This window comes from Rhodococcus sp. KB6 (assembly GCF_001445685.1).
GTDB classification, from domain to species: domain Bacteria; phylum Actinomycetota; class Actinomycetes; order Mycobacteriales; family Mycobacteriaceae; genus Rhodococcus_F; species Rhodococcus_F qingshengii.
The window spans coordinates 49,318-64,253 of sequence record NZ_LNAK01000099.1 but is presented as its reverse complement, the minus strand read 5'-3'; the positions used below and the strand labels follow the sequence as shown (position 1 = coordinate 64,253).

Annotated in this window: 10 protein-coding genes; 3 read left to right on the top strand and 7 right to left on the bottom strand. The window is 64.7% G+C overall.

Annotated elements, in window-relative coordinates:
* The first annotated feature begins 8 nt into the window (after positions 1 to 8).
* Positions 9 to 959: a DMT family transporter gene (locus tag ASU23_RS12965; RefSeq protein ID WP_058038048.1), complete on the top strand. Its 951-nt coding sequence runs from the start codon at positions 9 to 11 to the stop codon at positions 957 to 959.
* On the opposite strand, the gene ASU23_RS12960 is transcribed toward ASU23_RS12965, so the two are convergent.
* From ASU23_RS12960 to ASU23_RS12950, 3 genes are all read right to left on the bottom strand, one after another.
* Positions 956 to 4,258 (bottom strand): arabinosyltransferase domain-containing protein, encoded by a 3,303-nt coding sequence (locus tag ASU23_RS12960; protein WP_058038047.1) that lies wholly within the window; start codon positions 4,256 to 4,258, stop codon positions 956 to 958. The genes ASU23_RS12965 and ASU23_RS12960 overlap by 4 nt on opposite strands.
* Before the next feature lie 73 nt (positions 4,259 to 4,331).
* Positions 4,332 to 7,586, bottom strand: coding sequence for an arabinosyltransferase domain-containing protein (locus ASU23_RS12955; RefSeq protein WP_058038046.1), 3,255 nt, complete (start codon positions 7,584 to 7,586; stop codon positions 4,332 to 4,334).
* An 82-nt stretch (positions 7,587 to 7,668) separates the two neighbouring features.
* Positions 7,669 to 7,938 carry a helix-turn-helix domain-containing protein gene (locus tag ASU23_RS12950; RefSeq protein ID WP_003943854.1) on the bottom strand — a complete coding sequence of 90 codons (270 nt, stop codon included), beginning with the start codon at positions 7,936 to 7,938 and terminating at the stop codon, positions 7,669 to 7,671.
* A gap of 49 nt (positions 7,939 to 7,987) precedes the next feature.
* On the opposite strand from ASU23_RS12950, the gene map reads away from it, so the two are divergent.
* On the top strand, positions 7,988 to 8,752 hold the full coding sequence (map, locus tag ASU23_RS12945; RefSeq protein WP_030535815.1) for a type I methionyl aminopeptidase: 765 nt from the start codon (positions 7,988 to 7,990) through the stop codon (positions 8,750 to 8,752).
* 9 nt (positions 8,753 to 8,761) lie between these two features.
* Here the strand turns inward: map and ASU23_RS12940 are convergent, their stop codons facing one another.
* Positions 8,762 to 10,594 (bottom strand): hypothetical protein, encoded by a 1,833-nt coding sequence (locus ASU23_RS12940; RefSeq protein ID WP_042921226.1) that lies wholly within the window; start codon positions 10,592 to 10,594, stop codon positions 8,762 to 8,764.
* A gap of 316 nt (positions 10,595 to 10,910) precedes the next feature.
* On the opposite strand from ASU23_RS12940, the gene ASU23_RS12935 reads away from it, so the two are divergent.
* The gene (locus ASU23_RS12935) at positions 10,911 to 11,600 is read left to right on the top strand and encodes an MspA family porin (protein ID WP_037126068.1); all 690 of its coding nucleotides are present in this window, start codon (positions 10,911 to 10,913) and stop codon (positions 11,598 to 11,600) included.
* 21 nt (positions 11,601 to 11,621) lie between these two features.
* Here the strand turns inward: ASU23_RS12935 and ASU23_RS12930 are convergent, their stop codons facing one another.
* From ASU23_RS12930 to ASU23_RS12920, 3 genes are all read right to left on the bottom strand, one after another.
* Complete coding sequence (locus ASU23_RS12930; protein WP_202022615.1) at positions 11,622 to 12,254, bottom strand: hypothetical protein; 633 nt, start codon at positions 12,252 to 12,254, stop codon at positions 11,622 to 11,624.
* A 99-nt stretch (positions 12,255 to 12,353) separates the two neighbouring features.
* Positions 12,354 to 12,962 (bottom strand): TetR/AcrR family transcriptional regulator, encoded by a 609-nt coding sequence (locus tag ASU23_RS12925; RefSeq protein ID WP_003943927.1) that lies wholly within the window; start codon positions 12,960 to 12,962, stop codon positions 12,354 to 12,356.
* A 73-nt stretch (positions 12,963 to 13,035) separates the two neighbouring features.
* The gene (locus tag ASU23_RS12920) at positions 13,036 to 14,889 is read right to left on the bottom strand and encodes a galactan 5-O-arabinofuranosyltransferase (RefSeq protein ID WP_037131227.1); all 1,854 of its coding nucleotides are present in this window, start codon (positions 14,887 to 14,889) and stop codon (positions 13,036 to 13,038) included.
* Positions 14,890 to 14,936 lie beyond the last annotated feature (47 nt).

Below are 14,936 nucleotides of genomic sequence, written 5' to 3'. Positions count from 1 at the left end.
ATTGTCGAGTGACCACACTGACCTCCGCGACCGCGCAGACATCGACACCCACCCGAACTCCTCGGGGGCGCATCGACCCTCGATTGCTCGTCGTCGGAGGCGCAGCTGCGATCTCGATCAGTTCGCTCCTCATCAAGCTGGCCGATGTGGGGCCCTCGACCGCCGTCTTCTTCCGTTGCTTCCTGGCCTTGCCGCCGCTGTTGTGGTTGGCGTGGCGGGAGTACCGCCGGGTGGGCAAGCCGAGCCGGCGGGCAGTCGTTCTGCAGGTGCTCGGCGGTCTGCTGCTCGGGCTGGATTTCGCGTTGTGGTCGCAGTCGATTCTGATGATCGGCGCGGGGATGGCGAGCGTCGTCGTGAACGTGCAGGTGGTCGTGGTGCCCGCACTGTCCTGGTTGGTGTTCGGCCATCGGGTGCCGATGCGGTTCGTCTTCGCCCTGCCGTTCATGTTCACGGGAATCGCCTTGGCGGGCGGCGTGTTCGGGGGTGGGGGAACCGGCGACGACTTGCTGTGGGGAACGGCGCTCTCGCTCGTCTCCGGAATCGCCTACGGCGGCTACATCTTCGTGGTCGGCCGGACGGGCGAGGCGGATCGGGCAGCGAGCCAGGTGTTGATCTCGACGACGTCCGCGGGCATCGCCGGGTCCGTCATCGGATCACTGTGGGGCCGGATCGATTTCGTCCCGGGCTGGGAAGCCTTCGGCTGGCTCGCGGCACTGGCGCTGGTCGGCCAGGTGTTCGGCTGGATGCTGATGGGGCACTCGCTCCCTCGGCTTCCCGCCGAGGTGGGCGCGACGCTCCTGCTCATGCAACCGGTACTCGCCGTACTGCTGGCGGTTGTGCTGCTCGGCGAACGGCCCGGTATCGGGCAACTACTCGGGTGCGTCGTCGTTGTCGGAGCGGTCTCTGCCGTCTCCGTGCGTCGCACCCGAGCAGTCACCCGAGTAGGTAGCGCAGGCTAGTGCACTCGCATCTCGCCGGGCATCCACATGCCCGAGCGGGTTGCGGTGCCCGTCTCCACCTCTGCCGGAACCGCATTGGGGAAGTACCGGTCGTACCGCTCGAGTGATCCCCAGTCCCGCGCCCAGTCGTCCTTCAGATATGTAGGAACCGTCGTCGCACCGGCAAGAACCTCGGTGAATCCGAGCGGGCCACCGTTGTCCGCGGACTGCCAGGTGTCGGTGGAACTGACCGCAAGAGGACGGTCCGGGAGGATGCGGAAGTTCGGCATCTCGGCCACGCCGTTCTGATGTGTGAACGGACGTTGGCACGGGAACTGAAGGCCGACAGCCCAGTCCAGGAGGACCGGCTGCTCGTTGCCGATGTACGAGTTCAGGGACTCGAGCTTGGGCACGCGCGGCGGCGTGAATGCCATCCACTGATCGCCCGTGAGGTTGGGATCGAACGCGACCACCCGAACGGCGTCGGCGTCCGGCGCGAGTTCGTCGATCGGGATACGGACGTTGCGCCACGACGGCGCGGGTCCGATGTCTCGCGGCATGTACGAACCCTGAACCTGCACGGTTCCGTCGGGCTGAGTCCTGCCGTACTCGACCAGCAGTGACTGGCCGTACGTGATCGCACCGGTGTTGTCGACGGACCACACACGCCCGGCGACGGACATGACCACCAGCGGTGATTCTTCACTGCGAGTGGGCAATCCGTACCAACTCGAGATGAGGGAAGCAGGTTCCTGCACGCCGGGCTGGTAGCTGCCCATGACCGGTGTCTTCGACGGATCGAGGCCGAAGGGGAGCTTGGCCGTGCTGCCGTTGACGCCGACGTTGCCGGTGCCGCCGCTGGTTCCGGCACCGGAACCGGTGGCGAAGGTGGGACCGACACTCTGGCTGTCGGTATTGCCCATGCCCTGCTTGACTTCGATGTAATCCGCAGTCAGATCGCTGGGAACCCCATTGGGGGAGAAGCCCTTCGAATCAACTCCCGACAACGGATCCTCGGCGTTGAATCCGGGAGCGGTCAGAGGCCGCAGATTCCCGGAATTGACGTCGGTCTCGACCAGAACGTCCTCGGCCATGCCGCAGGTCTTGCCCGCGAGTGCCTCGATGTTGCTTCGGCCCAGCGAGTACGCCGGGTACTGCGACACTGCACCCTTGAGTAGCGAGAGCACCTCGAACAGGACCATCAGACCGGCAATCACGGTGAGGGGAGCGGCCGCGAACTTGCGAATTCGTCTGCCCTTGGCCGTGTTCGGCTTCTCGGGCGGGGCGGCAAATCCCTCACGCAGGTACTGCCAGGCGGCAAAGGCCAAGGCGAGAGCAAAGAGTGCGAGGAACAGGGTGTTGGATTCACGGCCGTCGTAGGAGATGGTCTTGTCGAACCACGGCACGCCGTAACTCGAGACGTACCAGTAGCCGTTGATGCCGGCGAACGTCAACGCGAGCATCAGGAGCAGTCCGGCCACGAACACCGATCGGTTACGACGCGAGCGCAGGGCGGACGCGGACACGGCCACGGCGGTCAGCGCGGCGAGAGAACCGGCGATGCCCGCGTACGCACCGAAGTGGTGAGTCCACTTGGTGGGGTTGAACATCATCAGGAACATCGTGCCGAAGACGACGCCGACCAGGCGCCACGACGGACCGGTTGCCGCGCCGGGGACGCGGCCGCGGCGCAACAACACGAAGAGCGTCGTGAAGAGGCACAGGATCATCGTCAAGAACGCGAAGCGTCGGGCAACCGAGCCGTCGACCGTCTGGACGAAGAGGTAGTAGTAGCGCAGGAAGTCCTGGTACCACTCGAGATTGGGGCCGATGATCGTTCGGACGCGCGTGGCTTCCATGACGCCGGCAAAGGTCTGGTCGGCGAAGATGACCACCAGCACGATGGTTCCGGCAGCGGCGATCGGAGCGAGAAGCGGCAGGGTGCCGACCAGTCGGTGACGCTTGACGACGATGCGCACCAACGGGCGCACACCGGCGAGAAGGGCTGCGATACACATCAATCCGGTGGGTGCGGCGGCAAGAGTGAAGGCGCCGATCAAGATTGCCGTGGCCGCGGGCAGCAGACGTCCGGTGGCGATGGCGCGCTCGATGGAGCACCAGGTGAGCAGTGCACCGAGAGCCACGATGGGCTCGGGGCGAAGACCGTTGTTGTACGCCAGCCAGAAGGACAGGAACACCAGACCGCCGGTCCAGAGGGCGACGTTGCTCCGGCGAACCGCCCGCCCGAGACGCGGGACGACCTCGCGGCTGATGACCATCCAGCAGAGGATTCCGGCGAGCAGAGCGGGCAGACGCATGAACGGGCTCGCGGTCGAGATCTTCGCCATCACGGCCAGCACTTCGTAATACCAACCGAACGGGGCCTCGGGAACGCCGAACCAACGGAAGTAGTTGGCCATGTATCCCGCGTCCGGTGAGACTCGGGCCATGGTGAGGAGGTAACCGTCGTCGGCGGTGTTCGCGCCGATGAAGTGCCACACGACGAGCGTGCCGACCACCACTCCGTCGATACCGGAGAACTTCCACCAGCGTGCGGGCAGGAAGCGTCGGTGCTTGCGGCCGTCGGTGCCGTCGAGGCGAGCCAGGGCGACCAGCGCGACGATGGTCGAGAGGACGGCCACGATCATCGCGACCAGCTTCAAGACGCTCGGGCTCGACGAGAAACGTGAGTCGATCGTCATCGAGAAGCCGAGGCCCTCGGGGGCAGCGCCGTCGGGCAGGTCGCTGAAGACGCCGACCACCTGCGGGCGGAAGTCACCGTCGAGCTGGCCACGAATCGGGTTGCCGTCGGGATAGGTCAGTCCGACGAACTCTGCCGTGGTTCGGTTGACGTCGGAGCTGAACGCGATGGCGCCACAGCGACTGGACTCGACGTCCTCGCGTGCCGCCGAAGCGACGACGACGTTGCGATCGAGCACGTCGACGCTGGTAGCGGACACGCGGACGAACATCGACGAGAGCGCGGCGCCGTCGCCCTGAGCAGGTGCCGTCGACAGCAAGATGCCGCCGCCCTCGGGCAGCGAGCTGACCGCGGTGCAGGGGATCGACGCGTTGACGTCGATGGGAACCTGCGCCATCAGAGGTGCCTCGACGTCGCCGATCACGCCGTTCTGCGGCCAGTTGACCGAAGCCGTCGTCTGCACGACGGGAAGCAGCGGAGTTGCCAGTGCGAGCACGAAGCCGAGCAAGCCGGCGATGATCGCGACCCATCGCGTGCGATGGAAACGCTCGCGGGCATCCTGACCAGCAGGAGGCGGCGAACTCGAAGTCTGAGGTGAAGCTGTCACGGCGTCGGGCACGGCTACCGATGGTATGTCAGGGCTGAGCGTGGACCTACCGTGCCTGGGTGGTTGGTAGGTCCACGCGTAACAGTTACGACTGGTAACGAATCGGGCCCGGTGTCCAGGTGCCCGATCGGGTCTCTGTGGTGACGTTCATTTGCGCGGGAACCGCGTCCGAATCGAGCGGTGTGTACTGCTCGAGCGATCCCCAGTCACGATCCCAGTCGTTGTCCAGATAGGTCGGCAATGCCCTGGCCGAGAGCAGTTCGGTAGTCCAGCCGAGCGGTCCGCCGCCGTAGTGGTCCTGCCAGGCGTTGGTGGACTCCGCGCCGATGCGGTCGGGCAGGATGCGCCAGTCGGGGATCTCGGCGACGCCGTACAGGTGATCCACCGGACGTTGGCACGGGAAGGCCAGACCGACAGCCCAGTCCATCAGCACCGGGTCGGTGGATCCGACGACGTCCTGCAGCGTGCGCATGGTCGGCACTCGTGGCGGTGTGACCGCCAGCCACTGGTCGGCGCTGATGTCGGTGTCACTGGCCACCAGACGCACGGTGTCGGCGTCGGCGGGCAGCTGATCCATCGGAACGCGCAGGTTGCGCCACGACGGCGACGGGCCGATGTCGATCGGATCGACACGTCCCAGTGCGTCGACGCTCCCGTCGGCCTGCTTCTTGCCGTACTCGACCTGCAGCACTGCGCCGGGGGTGACGATGCCGTCGGAGTTGACGTAGCGGATGCGTCCGGCGGCCGCGACGGTCAGGAGCGGTGCGGCGTCGTTGCGCTCGGGGAGTGAATACCAACCGGTGGTCAGTGACGCGTTCTGAGGTGCTCCGTAACTACCGAGCACCGGGGTTTTTGCGGGGTCGAGCCCGAACGGGAGCGCGACGTTGCTGCCGTTGACGCCGGCCGTCGACTGCGAGCCACCGGCGGTGCCGGATCCGGTTCCCGGCGTGGTGGTGCCGGACTGCGAGGTCGAGGTGTCGAGGCTGTTTGCACTGCCTGCTGTCGAGTCCTCGGCGTCGGCCGTGAGGTCGCCTGCAACCCCGTCCGGCGAGAACCCGGTTGATTCGCTCGCACCGAATGCACCTGCGCCGGCGAGATCGGTGGGCCGATCCGTCAATTGCAGAACGCCGGCGTTCGGATCGGACTCGACGAGTACCTCACCCGCGAGACCGCAGCTTCCGCCGAAGACGGATTCGATGTTGGACTTGCCGATCGAATACGCGGGGTACTGCGCGACCGCGCCCTTGAGCAGGGACAGCACCTCGAACAGCACGACCGCTCCGGCCGCGATGGTCAACGGTGACGGGGCGAGAAGGCGGAGTCGCCTGGTCTTCTTGACGCTGTCCTCTGTGCCGTTTCGCCGGCGCGGCTCCATGACGTGGTACCACGCGGCCAGCAGCAGCGCGAGAATCGTGAGGCCGAGGAAGGCCGTCGAGAATCCCTTGCCGGCGATTGACGGCGGCTTGTCCCACCACGGGACGCCGTAACTCGAGACGTACCACCAGCCGTTGGAGCTCGTGAACGCCACAGCGAGGATGAACAGGATGCCCGCGGCGAACAGCGCGCGGTTTCGTTTGGAACGCATGCTCGACGCACTCACACCCACGGCGGCGAGGACGGCCACCGTGGCGGCCAGACCGGCGTACACACCGAAGTGGTGAGTCCACTTGGTGGGGGTGAACTGCATCAGGAGCAGCGACGCGAACACGATCCCGAGGATTCGGCGCGAGGGCCCGATAGCGGTGCCCGGGATCCGGCCCTTGCGCAGGATCATCATGACGCAGAAGACGAGTCCGACGATCATGACGAACATGCCGAAGCGGCGGGCCAGTGAGCCGTCGGGGGAGATGGTCATCAGTGCGTCCCAACGCAACCGTTCCTCGAACCACGGAACGTTCGGCCCGACGGCCGTTCGCACTCTGGTCGATTCGAGAACTGTCGCGAGGGTTTGATCTGCGAAGACCGCGACGAGCACCACGGTTCCGGCGGCGAGAATCGGCATGATCTGGGACAGGAAGCCGACGCGTTTGCCGCGGGCGATCAGGATCTGCAGGATCGGCCTGGCTCCGGCGATCAGCGCGCCGATGGCGATCAGCCCGGAAGGCCCGGCGGCCAGCGAGAATGCGGCGATCAGCACGGCCATCGCGGCGGGCAACAGACGTCCGGTGGCGATGGCGCGTTCGATGGAGCACCACGTGAGCAGGGCGCCGAGGGCGATGATGGGCTCGGGACGCAGGCCGTTGTTGTACGGCAACCAGAAGGCGAGGAACACGAGCCCGCCGGTCCAGATGGCAACCTTGTTGCGGCGCACCGCAACACCGAGTCGCGGTATCACCTCGCGGCTGATCACCATCCAGCACAGAATGCCGGCGATCAGCGCGGGCAGGCGCATCCACATGCTCGCGGTGCTGACTTTCGCGAACAGCGCCAGCACGTCGTAGTACCAACCGAACGGCGCTTCGGGGACGCCGAACCAGCGGAAGTAGTTGGCCATGTACCCGGAGTGCTCCGAGACTCGGGCCATGCCGAGCAGGTAACCGTCGTCGGAAGTGTTGGCGCCGAAGACATGCCACAGCGCCAGCGTGCCGATAACCAGGGCGTCGGTGCCGGTGAACTTCCACCATCGCGCCGGCAGGAACCGCCGTGCACGACGGCCGTCGACGCCGTCGATCCGGTGCAGTGCGTACAGCGAGACGATGGTCGAGAGTGCCGCGACGATCATCGCGAACAGTTTGAGAAGTGTGGGGCTGGACGAGAACCGGGAGTCGACGTCCATGTGGGCGGACAGTCCGGCGGGCGCTGCGCCCTGCAAGTCGGTGAAGATGCCGACAACCTGTGGGCGGTAGTCACCGGTCAGGGTGGTGCCGACGCCGTCGATACCGGTGACCGCCGCGACGGTCTGCTCGGAGTTGGTCGTGATGGTGATCGCCGTGCACCCGCTCAGTTGATCGAGCGGGGTCGAGATCAATACCGAATCGCGGGTGAGTGCTTCGAGGCGGTCGGCAGTGGTGCGGACGGTGAGGCCGCGGGCGTTTCGGTCCGGCGCCCCGTTCGGCATGGTCGAGAGCAGTGTGCCGCCGCTGCCGCCCAACTGGCCGAGAGTGGAACACGGGATGGTGATGTCGAGCGATGTGGGCGAGTAGGAGATCAGCGGCGACGAAACGCCGTTGACGGTCCCACCCTGCGGCCAGTCGATGCTCGCGGCTTCCTGCTTGACGGGCAGGAAGGGCGTAGCGAGTGCAAGAAGCAGGCCAAGAAGGCCGGTGACTATCGCGATGAGTCGTGCCGTCCGGACTCTCTGGGAATCCGATTCTCGGGGAGCTTCGGGGCCAGTGGGCACGGGTTTCGGGGGCACTACTACTTCAGACGGCACAAGGAACGATGTTAGGCGAGTGCGGGCCCGCACATCCTGAGAGAACTACTCAGGATGCAACTTCCTGTTCGGATTGTGGTGTTTCAAGTGTTCGGGCAATGGTGTCGAGTGAAATACCCAACACTTCCGCGACCGCGCTGATGGTGAAGAAGGCGGGTGTCGCGATGCGGCCGGTTTCGATCTTGCGCAGAGTTTCGACCGAGATGCCGGCGTCGAGCGCTACCTGAACCATGCTTCGGTCCCCCCGCGCCGATCGCAGGAGTTCACCCAGTCGTAGTCCTCGTTCGAGTTCTTCCGCCGTCAGCGGCACGCGCACCATGTGCTTATAGTAATACCGGTATAGTTATTCGACAAGGAAGGTGTTCGAAATGGTCGAAATCAAGACCGCAGGGGAAATCGACGCGATGGCGGCGGCTGGGAGAATCACGGCGCAGGCTCTGGCTGCGGCGCGTGAGGCGGCAAGCGTCGGGGTGACGTTGCTCGAATTGGACGCCGTTGCCGCGGAGGTTATTTCGGCGGCCGGCGCCTCGGCGCTGTTCTTGAACTACCGGCCGGCAACGGCATCGACGCCGTTCCCAGGCGCCATCTGTGCGAGTGTGAACGATGCTGTGGTGCACGGTATCCCGAATGAGTACCGGCTTCGCGACGGTGACCTGGTCAGCATCGACTGCGGCGCGAGACTCGACGGCTGGTGCGGCGACTCCGCCATCAGCTTCACTGTCGGGCGGGGGAGTAGTGAGGATCAGGCACTGATCGACGCGACCGATGAGGCACTTGCCCGTGGCATTGCCGCTGCCCAGCCCGGAAACCGATTGGGCGACATCGGTGCCGCGATCGGACAGTACGCGCGTGGCCGCGGGTACGGCATGCTGGCCGATCACGGTGGGCACGGCATCGGCCGCGAGATGCACGAAGGCCCGGACGTGCCCAACGAAGGTCGAGCAGGCAAAGGCTTCCGGCTGCGTCCCGGCCTGGTCATCGCCATCGAACCGATGCTCATCGCCGACGGAACCGACGACTACCGGCACGACGCCGACGGGTGGACCCTTCGCACCGTTTCGGGCGCCCGGGCTGCGCACAGTGAGCACACGGTCGCGATCACCGAAGACGGTCCGGTGATCATGACCCGCTGATCAACCCGCTCAGCTCTGGTTGGAGGTCTTGCCGCTCACGAGGTCTCGTACGTCCCACACCCACACGTCGTCGACGCGCTTGGCGTCGAAGCCGACCAGCTCGTCGACCGTGTGGCGCAGGGCGTCGTCGCCGGAGAATCGGGGAAGCACCAGTACGTCGGCGTGCCAGTACCGCAGGTCGGTCAGTGCGTTCGCTCTGGTGCCCACGTCGATCAACGGGACCTTGCCGGTTTGTTTGGCATTGACCAGCAGGGTCGAGGTGGGCCGGGACTCGGCGCCGTAGATTCCGGCGCGGGTCTTCGAATCCGGGCCGACGAAGTACCCGCCGGCGATGGGGAAGCCGAAGTCGGCGTCGACCTGCCAGCTCAGTGCGCGGGCGTCTTCGGCGCTCGCGACGGGAACCGTCACCAGGGTGCCGTCGCTGACGTAGTTCTCCCACGAGCCGCTGGTGATGAATTCGGGCGTCGCAGATCGCTGATCGGCGTCGATGGGGGTCGGGATCAGGGGAATCATCGCGACGGCGAGAGCCACCAGCCAGACACCGGCTGCCGTGCGGCGCGGTCCACGAAGTTCGACAAAAGCGCGGTAGGTGCCGAGGGTGAGCAGCAGCCCGATCGCCGGAATCGCGCCCATCGCGAATCGGGATTCGAGCACCGATTCGAACAACGGCAGGTCGGCGAGGAGTTTCCACGGCAGAGTGATGCCGGTCTTGTCACCGTCGATGGTCAGTTCGGAACCGAGTGAGAGCACACCCATGACCACGATCACGGCGGCAGCCGCGCGGGTCAGGCGGATGCGCCACAGCCACACCGTTGCACCGAGAAGCAGGAGCACCAGCGGCCATCCGAAGTACGCGTTCTCCTCGGTCGGGTTCATTCGGAACTCCGCGCCCTCGGGGTCGCCCGCAACCGATTCGGTCGGGAACGTGGTGAGTGCAGCGGTGTCGTTGCCTGCCTGACCGTGTGAGACGCCGTCGTAGCTCGCTGGGCCGAAGAACTGCGACCACAGCGGCACCGCAGTGATCAGGAGTGTGACCGCGCCGCCGATCACGAGGCCGGGCATCGCGCGCTTGATCGCCTGGCGCGACTTGGCCAGGCCGGGCAGTGCATAGGCGGCGCCGAACACCATGGCTGACATCGTGAAGATGAGGAGCGGTTCTTCACCGAGGAAGATCTGCCAGGCGACGAGTAGGCCGAGGACGACACCGTCGCGAACCGGACGCTTGCCGTTCGAAATGCGCACGACCTGCAAGAATATGAACGGAAGTACGAAGAACGCGACGAAGTTCGGGTGGCCGTTGGCATGCGAGATCATGGCGGGCGCGAATCCGCAGAACCCCGCTCCGACGGCGGCGGCGACCTTGGAGCGGACGGAGACTCCGGTCAGTACGTGCCGCGAGAATGCCCAGTACCAAGCGATGGCGGTGCCGCCGAGGCCGGCGGTCAGCCCGATCGCATACGTGGCGGTCGGTCCGAAGATCAGCGTGATCGGGGCCAACGGGATACTGATGCCGAACATCGCGGTATTGGCCATCAGGTTCACGCCGAGTGGATAATTCTGCAGGTCACTGAACAGTGGGCTGCGGAACTGGGCGAGGGCGTGAGCGGTATCGGCGAAGAACCATTCCCACATGGCCTGGTCGCGGCCCGCGTTGAACAGATAGCCGGACTGCAGATCGCTCCACAGGTTGGACATCACGTAGATCGCCGCGACGGTGAACGTCGCCATGATCGCGAGGTCGACCAGACGACCGCGCTGGACGACCGAGCGCCGCACTGCTGAACGGACTCGCCCTGGACGTGCTTCTTCGAGCAGTTGGACGTCGGGCAAGGTCTCGGTCATGCAGTCGGTGCCTTTCGGTTCTGGCGCCCATCCCTGAAGTGGCGATCTCAGAAGTTCGGGGTGGCCTACTTAGGTCTCGATTCGATAACTTCCACTGTCAGAGTAACGAACAAAACGGTTCGCGTCCGCGAGCGGGCGCAGTCAGCGGGACAAACCGGTCCGCCCGACTTGTCCGGAAAGTAATGTTTTCGTGCACCGTTTGACGGGTTCGTGACCGGGGTATCGCAACAAGGATCTTGCTCGCGTTTGTTCAGGCAGCCCCGACGAATCCCATCCTCGACGAAGAGTTGGAACCTACGTCCGGGGCCTATACCGGATGGGATGGTGCTTGTGCATGTCGAAGACAGCAGTTCGTAGTAGCGCAGTAGGAGCAGTGGCCTTGTTGGCCGTTGTCCTGGGGGGTGGGACGGCGTCGGCAGGCGTTGACAACACCAGTTCGATCACCGACGTCAAAGGGAATCGGATAGAAGTCTTCCAGGCTGATACCGCTATCCACGTCTTTCCGCCTCTCGACAGCTCACCGCTGAGTGTCGAGTTCTTCCACGACGGGGTTGCCGGCGTGAAGATCGACGGGCCGGACGCGGCAAGCTTCACCGGAACGAAGCTGACGATCGGTTATCAGATCGGTTACCCCATCGCGCTGACCGGCGCGACGGTCGTTCTCAACAGTCCTGGTCTCGACTGGGCAGTCGAGAGTGGAACGAACCTCGGGATCGGTCTGGTTCCGGATTTCGAACTGGGCCTGGATATTTCCAATGGGTTCGTCATCGGTGGTGACATCATTCCGTCGCAGGAACTGGACGTCGACCTGGCGCCGGGCGGTATCACCGACGTCGCGCTGCTCGAAGATCAGGAGTTCGACGGTCCCGAAGCCGCTGTCCGTCTGTCCGGAGTTCACGGTTATGTACAGGGAGCAATCGGTCCGGTGACCATCAGGCCGTACGCGAAGGCTGTCACGTCGAATGGCGATACCGTCGTCACTTACGGTGTACCGCAGAGGCTTTAGCGAAAGCGGATGCTCCCGCCGTCACGCTGCAACAGCGTGATGGTGGGAGTTTTCCGCGTTCCGTGTGGTCGAATCGGCGCCACGAATCGGCGAAGCGTCCGCCCAGTGGGCACTACGGGAAACACTGACGAGTTTCGCGACCAACCGTGCCGCGATCCACACGAGGTACACGGCGGTGATCAGAAGCAGAAGTGCCCAGTCGTGCGCGAAGAATCCGACTATCCCGCCGATCGTGAACGCGAGGGCGACGAAGACGACCCGTCCGCCCACGTCGGTCTCGACCAGATACTCGGGTTCGATCGGATCGTCGGGTTCACTCGATTCATCGACGTCCTCGGATGACTCGGCCCTGGACTTCTCGTGGTGTTCGGTGGGGATCTCGAGTAGCTCGCCCCATTCGAGCACCGCAACAGTGTGCGCGGTGTCGGTCGGGATCGCGCGGTAGTCGCGGGACTCGGACACGTCGATGAGAGCCCTTGCCAGAGTGAGTACTTCGATGCGATTGCGAATCGCGACGCTCAACACTTCATGGAAAGCCTGTTCGCGCCCGAACGGTTTGCCGCGCGCAATGACCAGAACATGCTCTGCGGAATCGAGAACTGCACGATGCGGTACAAGCTCGCGGCTTTGCGCAACGAGTTCGCTCACTGTCATCACCTACCCCGCCGGTGGTTGATGCGGCCGTTTGCTCGACTGCGCTTGGAGGGGCTGAGTACCCCGGCAGTTTCGGAAACAAACTCGCCGGACAGCGTGTCAGATTTGCGCAGCCGGGGCCGAGAGTGCTCCGAGGCAACTTTCGATCAGGTCGGCAACAATCACGTGAGCACGTTCGCGGCTGTCGACGCGGCCTTCCCACGTGGCAAAAGTGACGACGGTGAGCACGGTCAGAGTTCCCGCCCGAAGTTCGGCGATCTCTGCCGGTAACGAGGACGCAGCGACTATCCGCCGCTGAACTTCGCGGAAACTCTCGGCCTGCATGTGGTCACGGATAGTCGACGACATCGCCGGGTCGAAGATCGACTGCACCAGGAACCGCGCGTACAACGTGCCCTCGCGGTAGATGGTCTGTTCCGCCAACGGCAGGACGAGAGCCTCGACGAGGGCACGCATCGTCGGTGGATTCGCGTCGAGATCGATCGTGTCGAGCAACTCACGACGACGCTCACCGGCAGGTCGCATTCTGGACTCGACGACGGCCGCCAGCAAACCTTCACGTGACCCGAAGTGATACTGCGCAGCCGATTTGTTGGCCTGCCCGGCTTCGGTCTGAACATCACGAAGAGTCAGAGCGGCCAGACCTCGCTCGGCAACCAGACGCTCGGCTGCATCGATCATCGCCGCTCGGGCATCGGTTCGGGGCACGGTATGAAGTTAGGGGTGCGTCGGGGTCGCGTCAACGACCCCGACGGTAAGCCTTTTGTGACGTATCTCCTGGTTAGATTGCGTCAGAGCGGGTAACGACCACAAACGGCCCCTGCTCGGTCACGGTGAAACGAGGATCGTCGAACAGTTCCTTGGGGAACGTGACCGTGTAGCGGCGGACGTTCGGGTCGTTGGGGTAGACGTCCTCTGCCAACCGCAGCGTGTACCCGTCGGCGCCCTGGCGGAAGACGAAGGCGTCGGGGCTGCGCCACGGCGCCGAGTCCAGCGCAGTTACCAGTTCGTCAGGCGTCTTCAGCTCCGACCACTGCTCGATCAGCGCAGCGCGCGCACGGAAATCGGCGAGCGGGTTCGCGTAGTGCGACGTCAGTCCTTGAAAGCCGAAGTACGGGTAGAAGCTCAGGAAGCCGATGTCGGCAGTGAGGACCACCGTGTCATGGGGTTCGCGTCCCAACTGCTCGCGAATGATCCGGTCGATGTCGGCGTAATTGGCTTCGGCACCCGGGGGCCGCTTGTCGCCGCGCTCGCCGTTACCGTCGGTATCGCTGTATGCCACAGCGATATCCGGCGCCAGCACCTGCGGGATGTTCTGCGCGAAGGCGATGGCTCCGATGACACCGAGTGCAACCAGTACCGCTTTGACGCGGGGATTTTCGCTGGTGGCCAGCACGATCCAACCGGCGAACTCGAAGAAACCGAACACACCGGCGGCGGCAAGGAGTCCGATCAGGACCGGCTCCAGTCGGAAGCCGAGGAGCGTACTGCCGGCGACGGTGAACGTCATGGACAGCAGTGCCCACAGGTACACGGCAATGACACCGATACCGAGTGCTCGGGCGCGGCGGGAGAACAGGAACCGCGAAATCAGCCAGATCGTGCCGAGTAGGCACAGTCCACCGACAAGGGTGAAGCTCAGCATCGGGAAGGGCAGCACCGCACCGGAATCGGGAAGATAGTGGAATGCCGTGCCGGATTCGGAAGTTGCCCCTGAAAGTGCTTTCAACAGGTACGGAGTCCAGACCGTGAGGGCCACTACCCCTGCGATCGCGGCGATCACTACCAGTCGGATCAGCGGATTCAGCGCTGCCTTCCACGTGTTTTTGGCCTTCGCTGCCATTACTGCTGCGACGACGGCCATCAAAGTGACTGAGAAGGCGGCAAAGGCGAGGTACAACGTGTAGACCGTTGCGGCGAAACCGAGGAACAGGCCGGTTCCGAGTATTGCGCCGGCTCCGGCAAATCGAGATGCCCCCGGTCGGTCCAATGCGCCCCACGCGAGGATCAGCACTGGCGGGATCAGGAGGTTGATGACGGCGCCGTACGCCTCGGGGGAGTTGTACGCCAACACGACGGCAGTGACGGCCAATGCCGCGACGACGGCCCAATCGCGTCGAATCAGCTTGGTCCACAACACGAGTGCAACGACGGCGACGACAGCCAACGAGCCGATCGCGTAGGGCTTGAAGGCTTCCCAGCCGTCCATTCCCAGCAGGTTCGCGACGCGTCCACCGATCCAGAACCAGCCGGCCGGGTAGAACGGCGGCAGATCCACGTACGTCATGTCCTGCAGCGCAGCAGAATCCGTCAGCCGGGTCAGGTACTCGGTCCGGAACTGCTGATCGACCGAGACGCCGTGCAGATACAGACTCGTCGCGGCCAGGGGAAGTCCGAGCGTCGTGGTGACGAAGCCGGAGAGCCCGGCCCACGAGAGGAGTTTTGCGACCCGCTCGGCCTTGCGGGCGCGGAACATCAGAACCGCAACACCGACCACTGCGATGCAGAGCACCTGCAGCACCGTCGTGACTGCCTGCGTGACATTGGAAGAGGTGAACGCCGGCCACTGCACTCGGCCGAAAGCAAAGAGCCCGACAGCGGCTACAACAGCGGCGACCAGCGCTCCGAGGGCCATTTCCACCACCGTCGCCGCGGCATTACGCCACGGCGACGGGGTCGAAA

Excerpts from the sequence above, each read along its gene's own strand:
- ASU23_RS12930 (WP_202022615.1), bottom strand. The coding sequence starts at position 12,254 with ATGACAGTGAGCGAACTCGTTGCGCAAAGCCGCGAGCTTGTACCGCAT.
- ASU23_RS12920 (WP_037131227.1), bottom strand. The coding sequence starts at position 14,889 with ATGGCCCTCGGAGCGCTGGTCGCCGCTGTTGTAGCCGCTGTCGGGCTC.
- map (WP_030535815.1), top strand. The coding sequence starts at position 7,988 with ATGGTCGAAATCAAGACCGCAGGGGAAATCGACGCGATGGCGGCGGCT.
- ASU23_RS12940 (WP_042921226.1), bottom strand. The coding sequence starts at position 10,594 with ATGACCGAGACCTTGCCCGACGTCCAACTGCTCGAAGAAGCACGTCCA.
- ASU23_RS12935 (WP_037126068.1), top strand. The coding sequence starts at position 10,911 with ATGGGATGGTGCTTGTGCATGTCGAAGACAGCAGTTCGTAGTAGCGCA.
- ASU23_RS12950 (WP_003943854.1), bottom strand. The coding sequence starts at position 7,938 with ATGGTGCGCGTGCCGCTGACGGCGGAAGAACTCGAACGAGGACTACGA.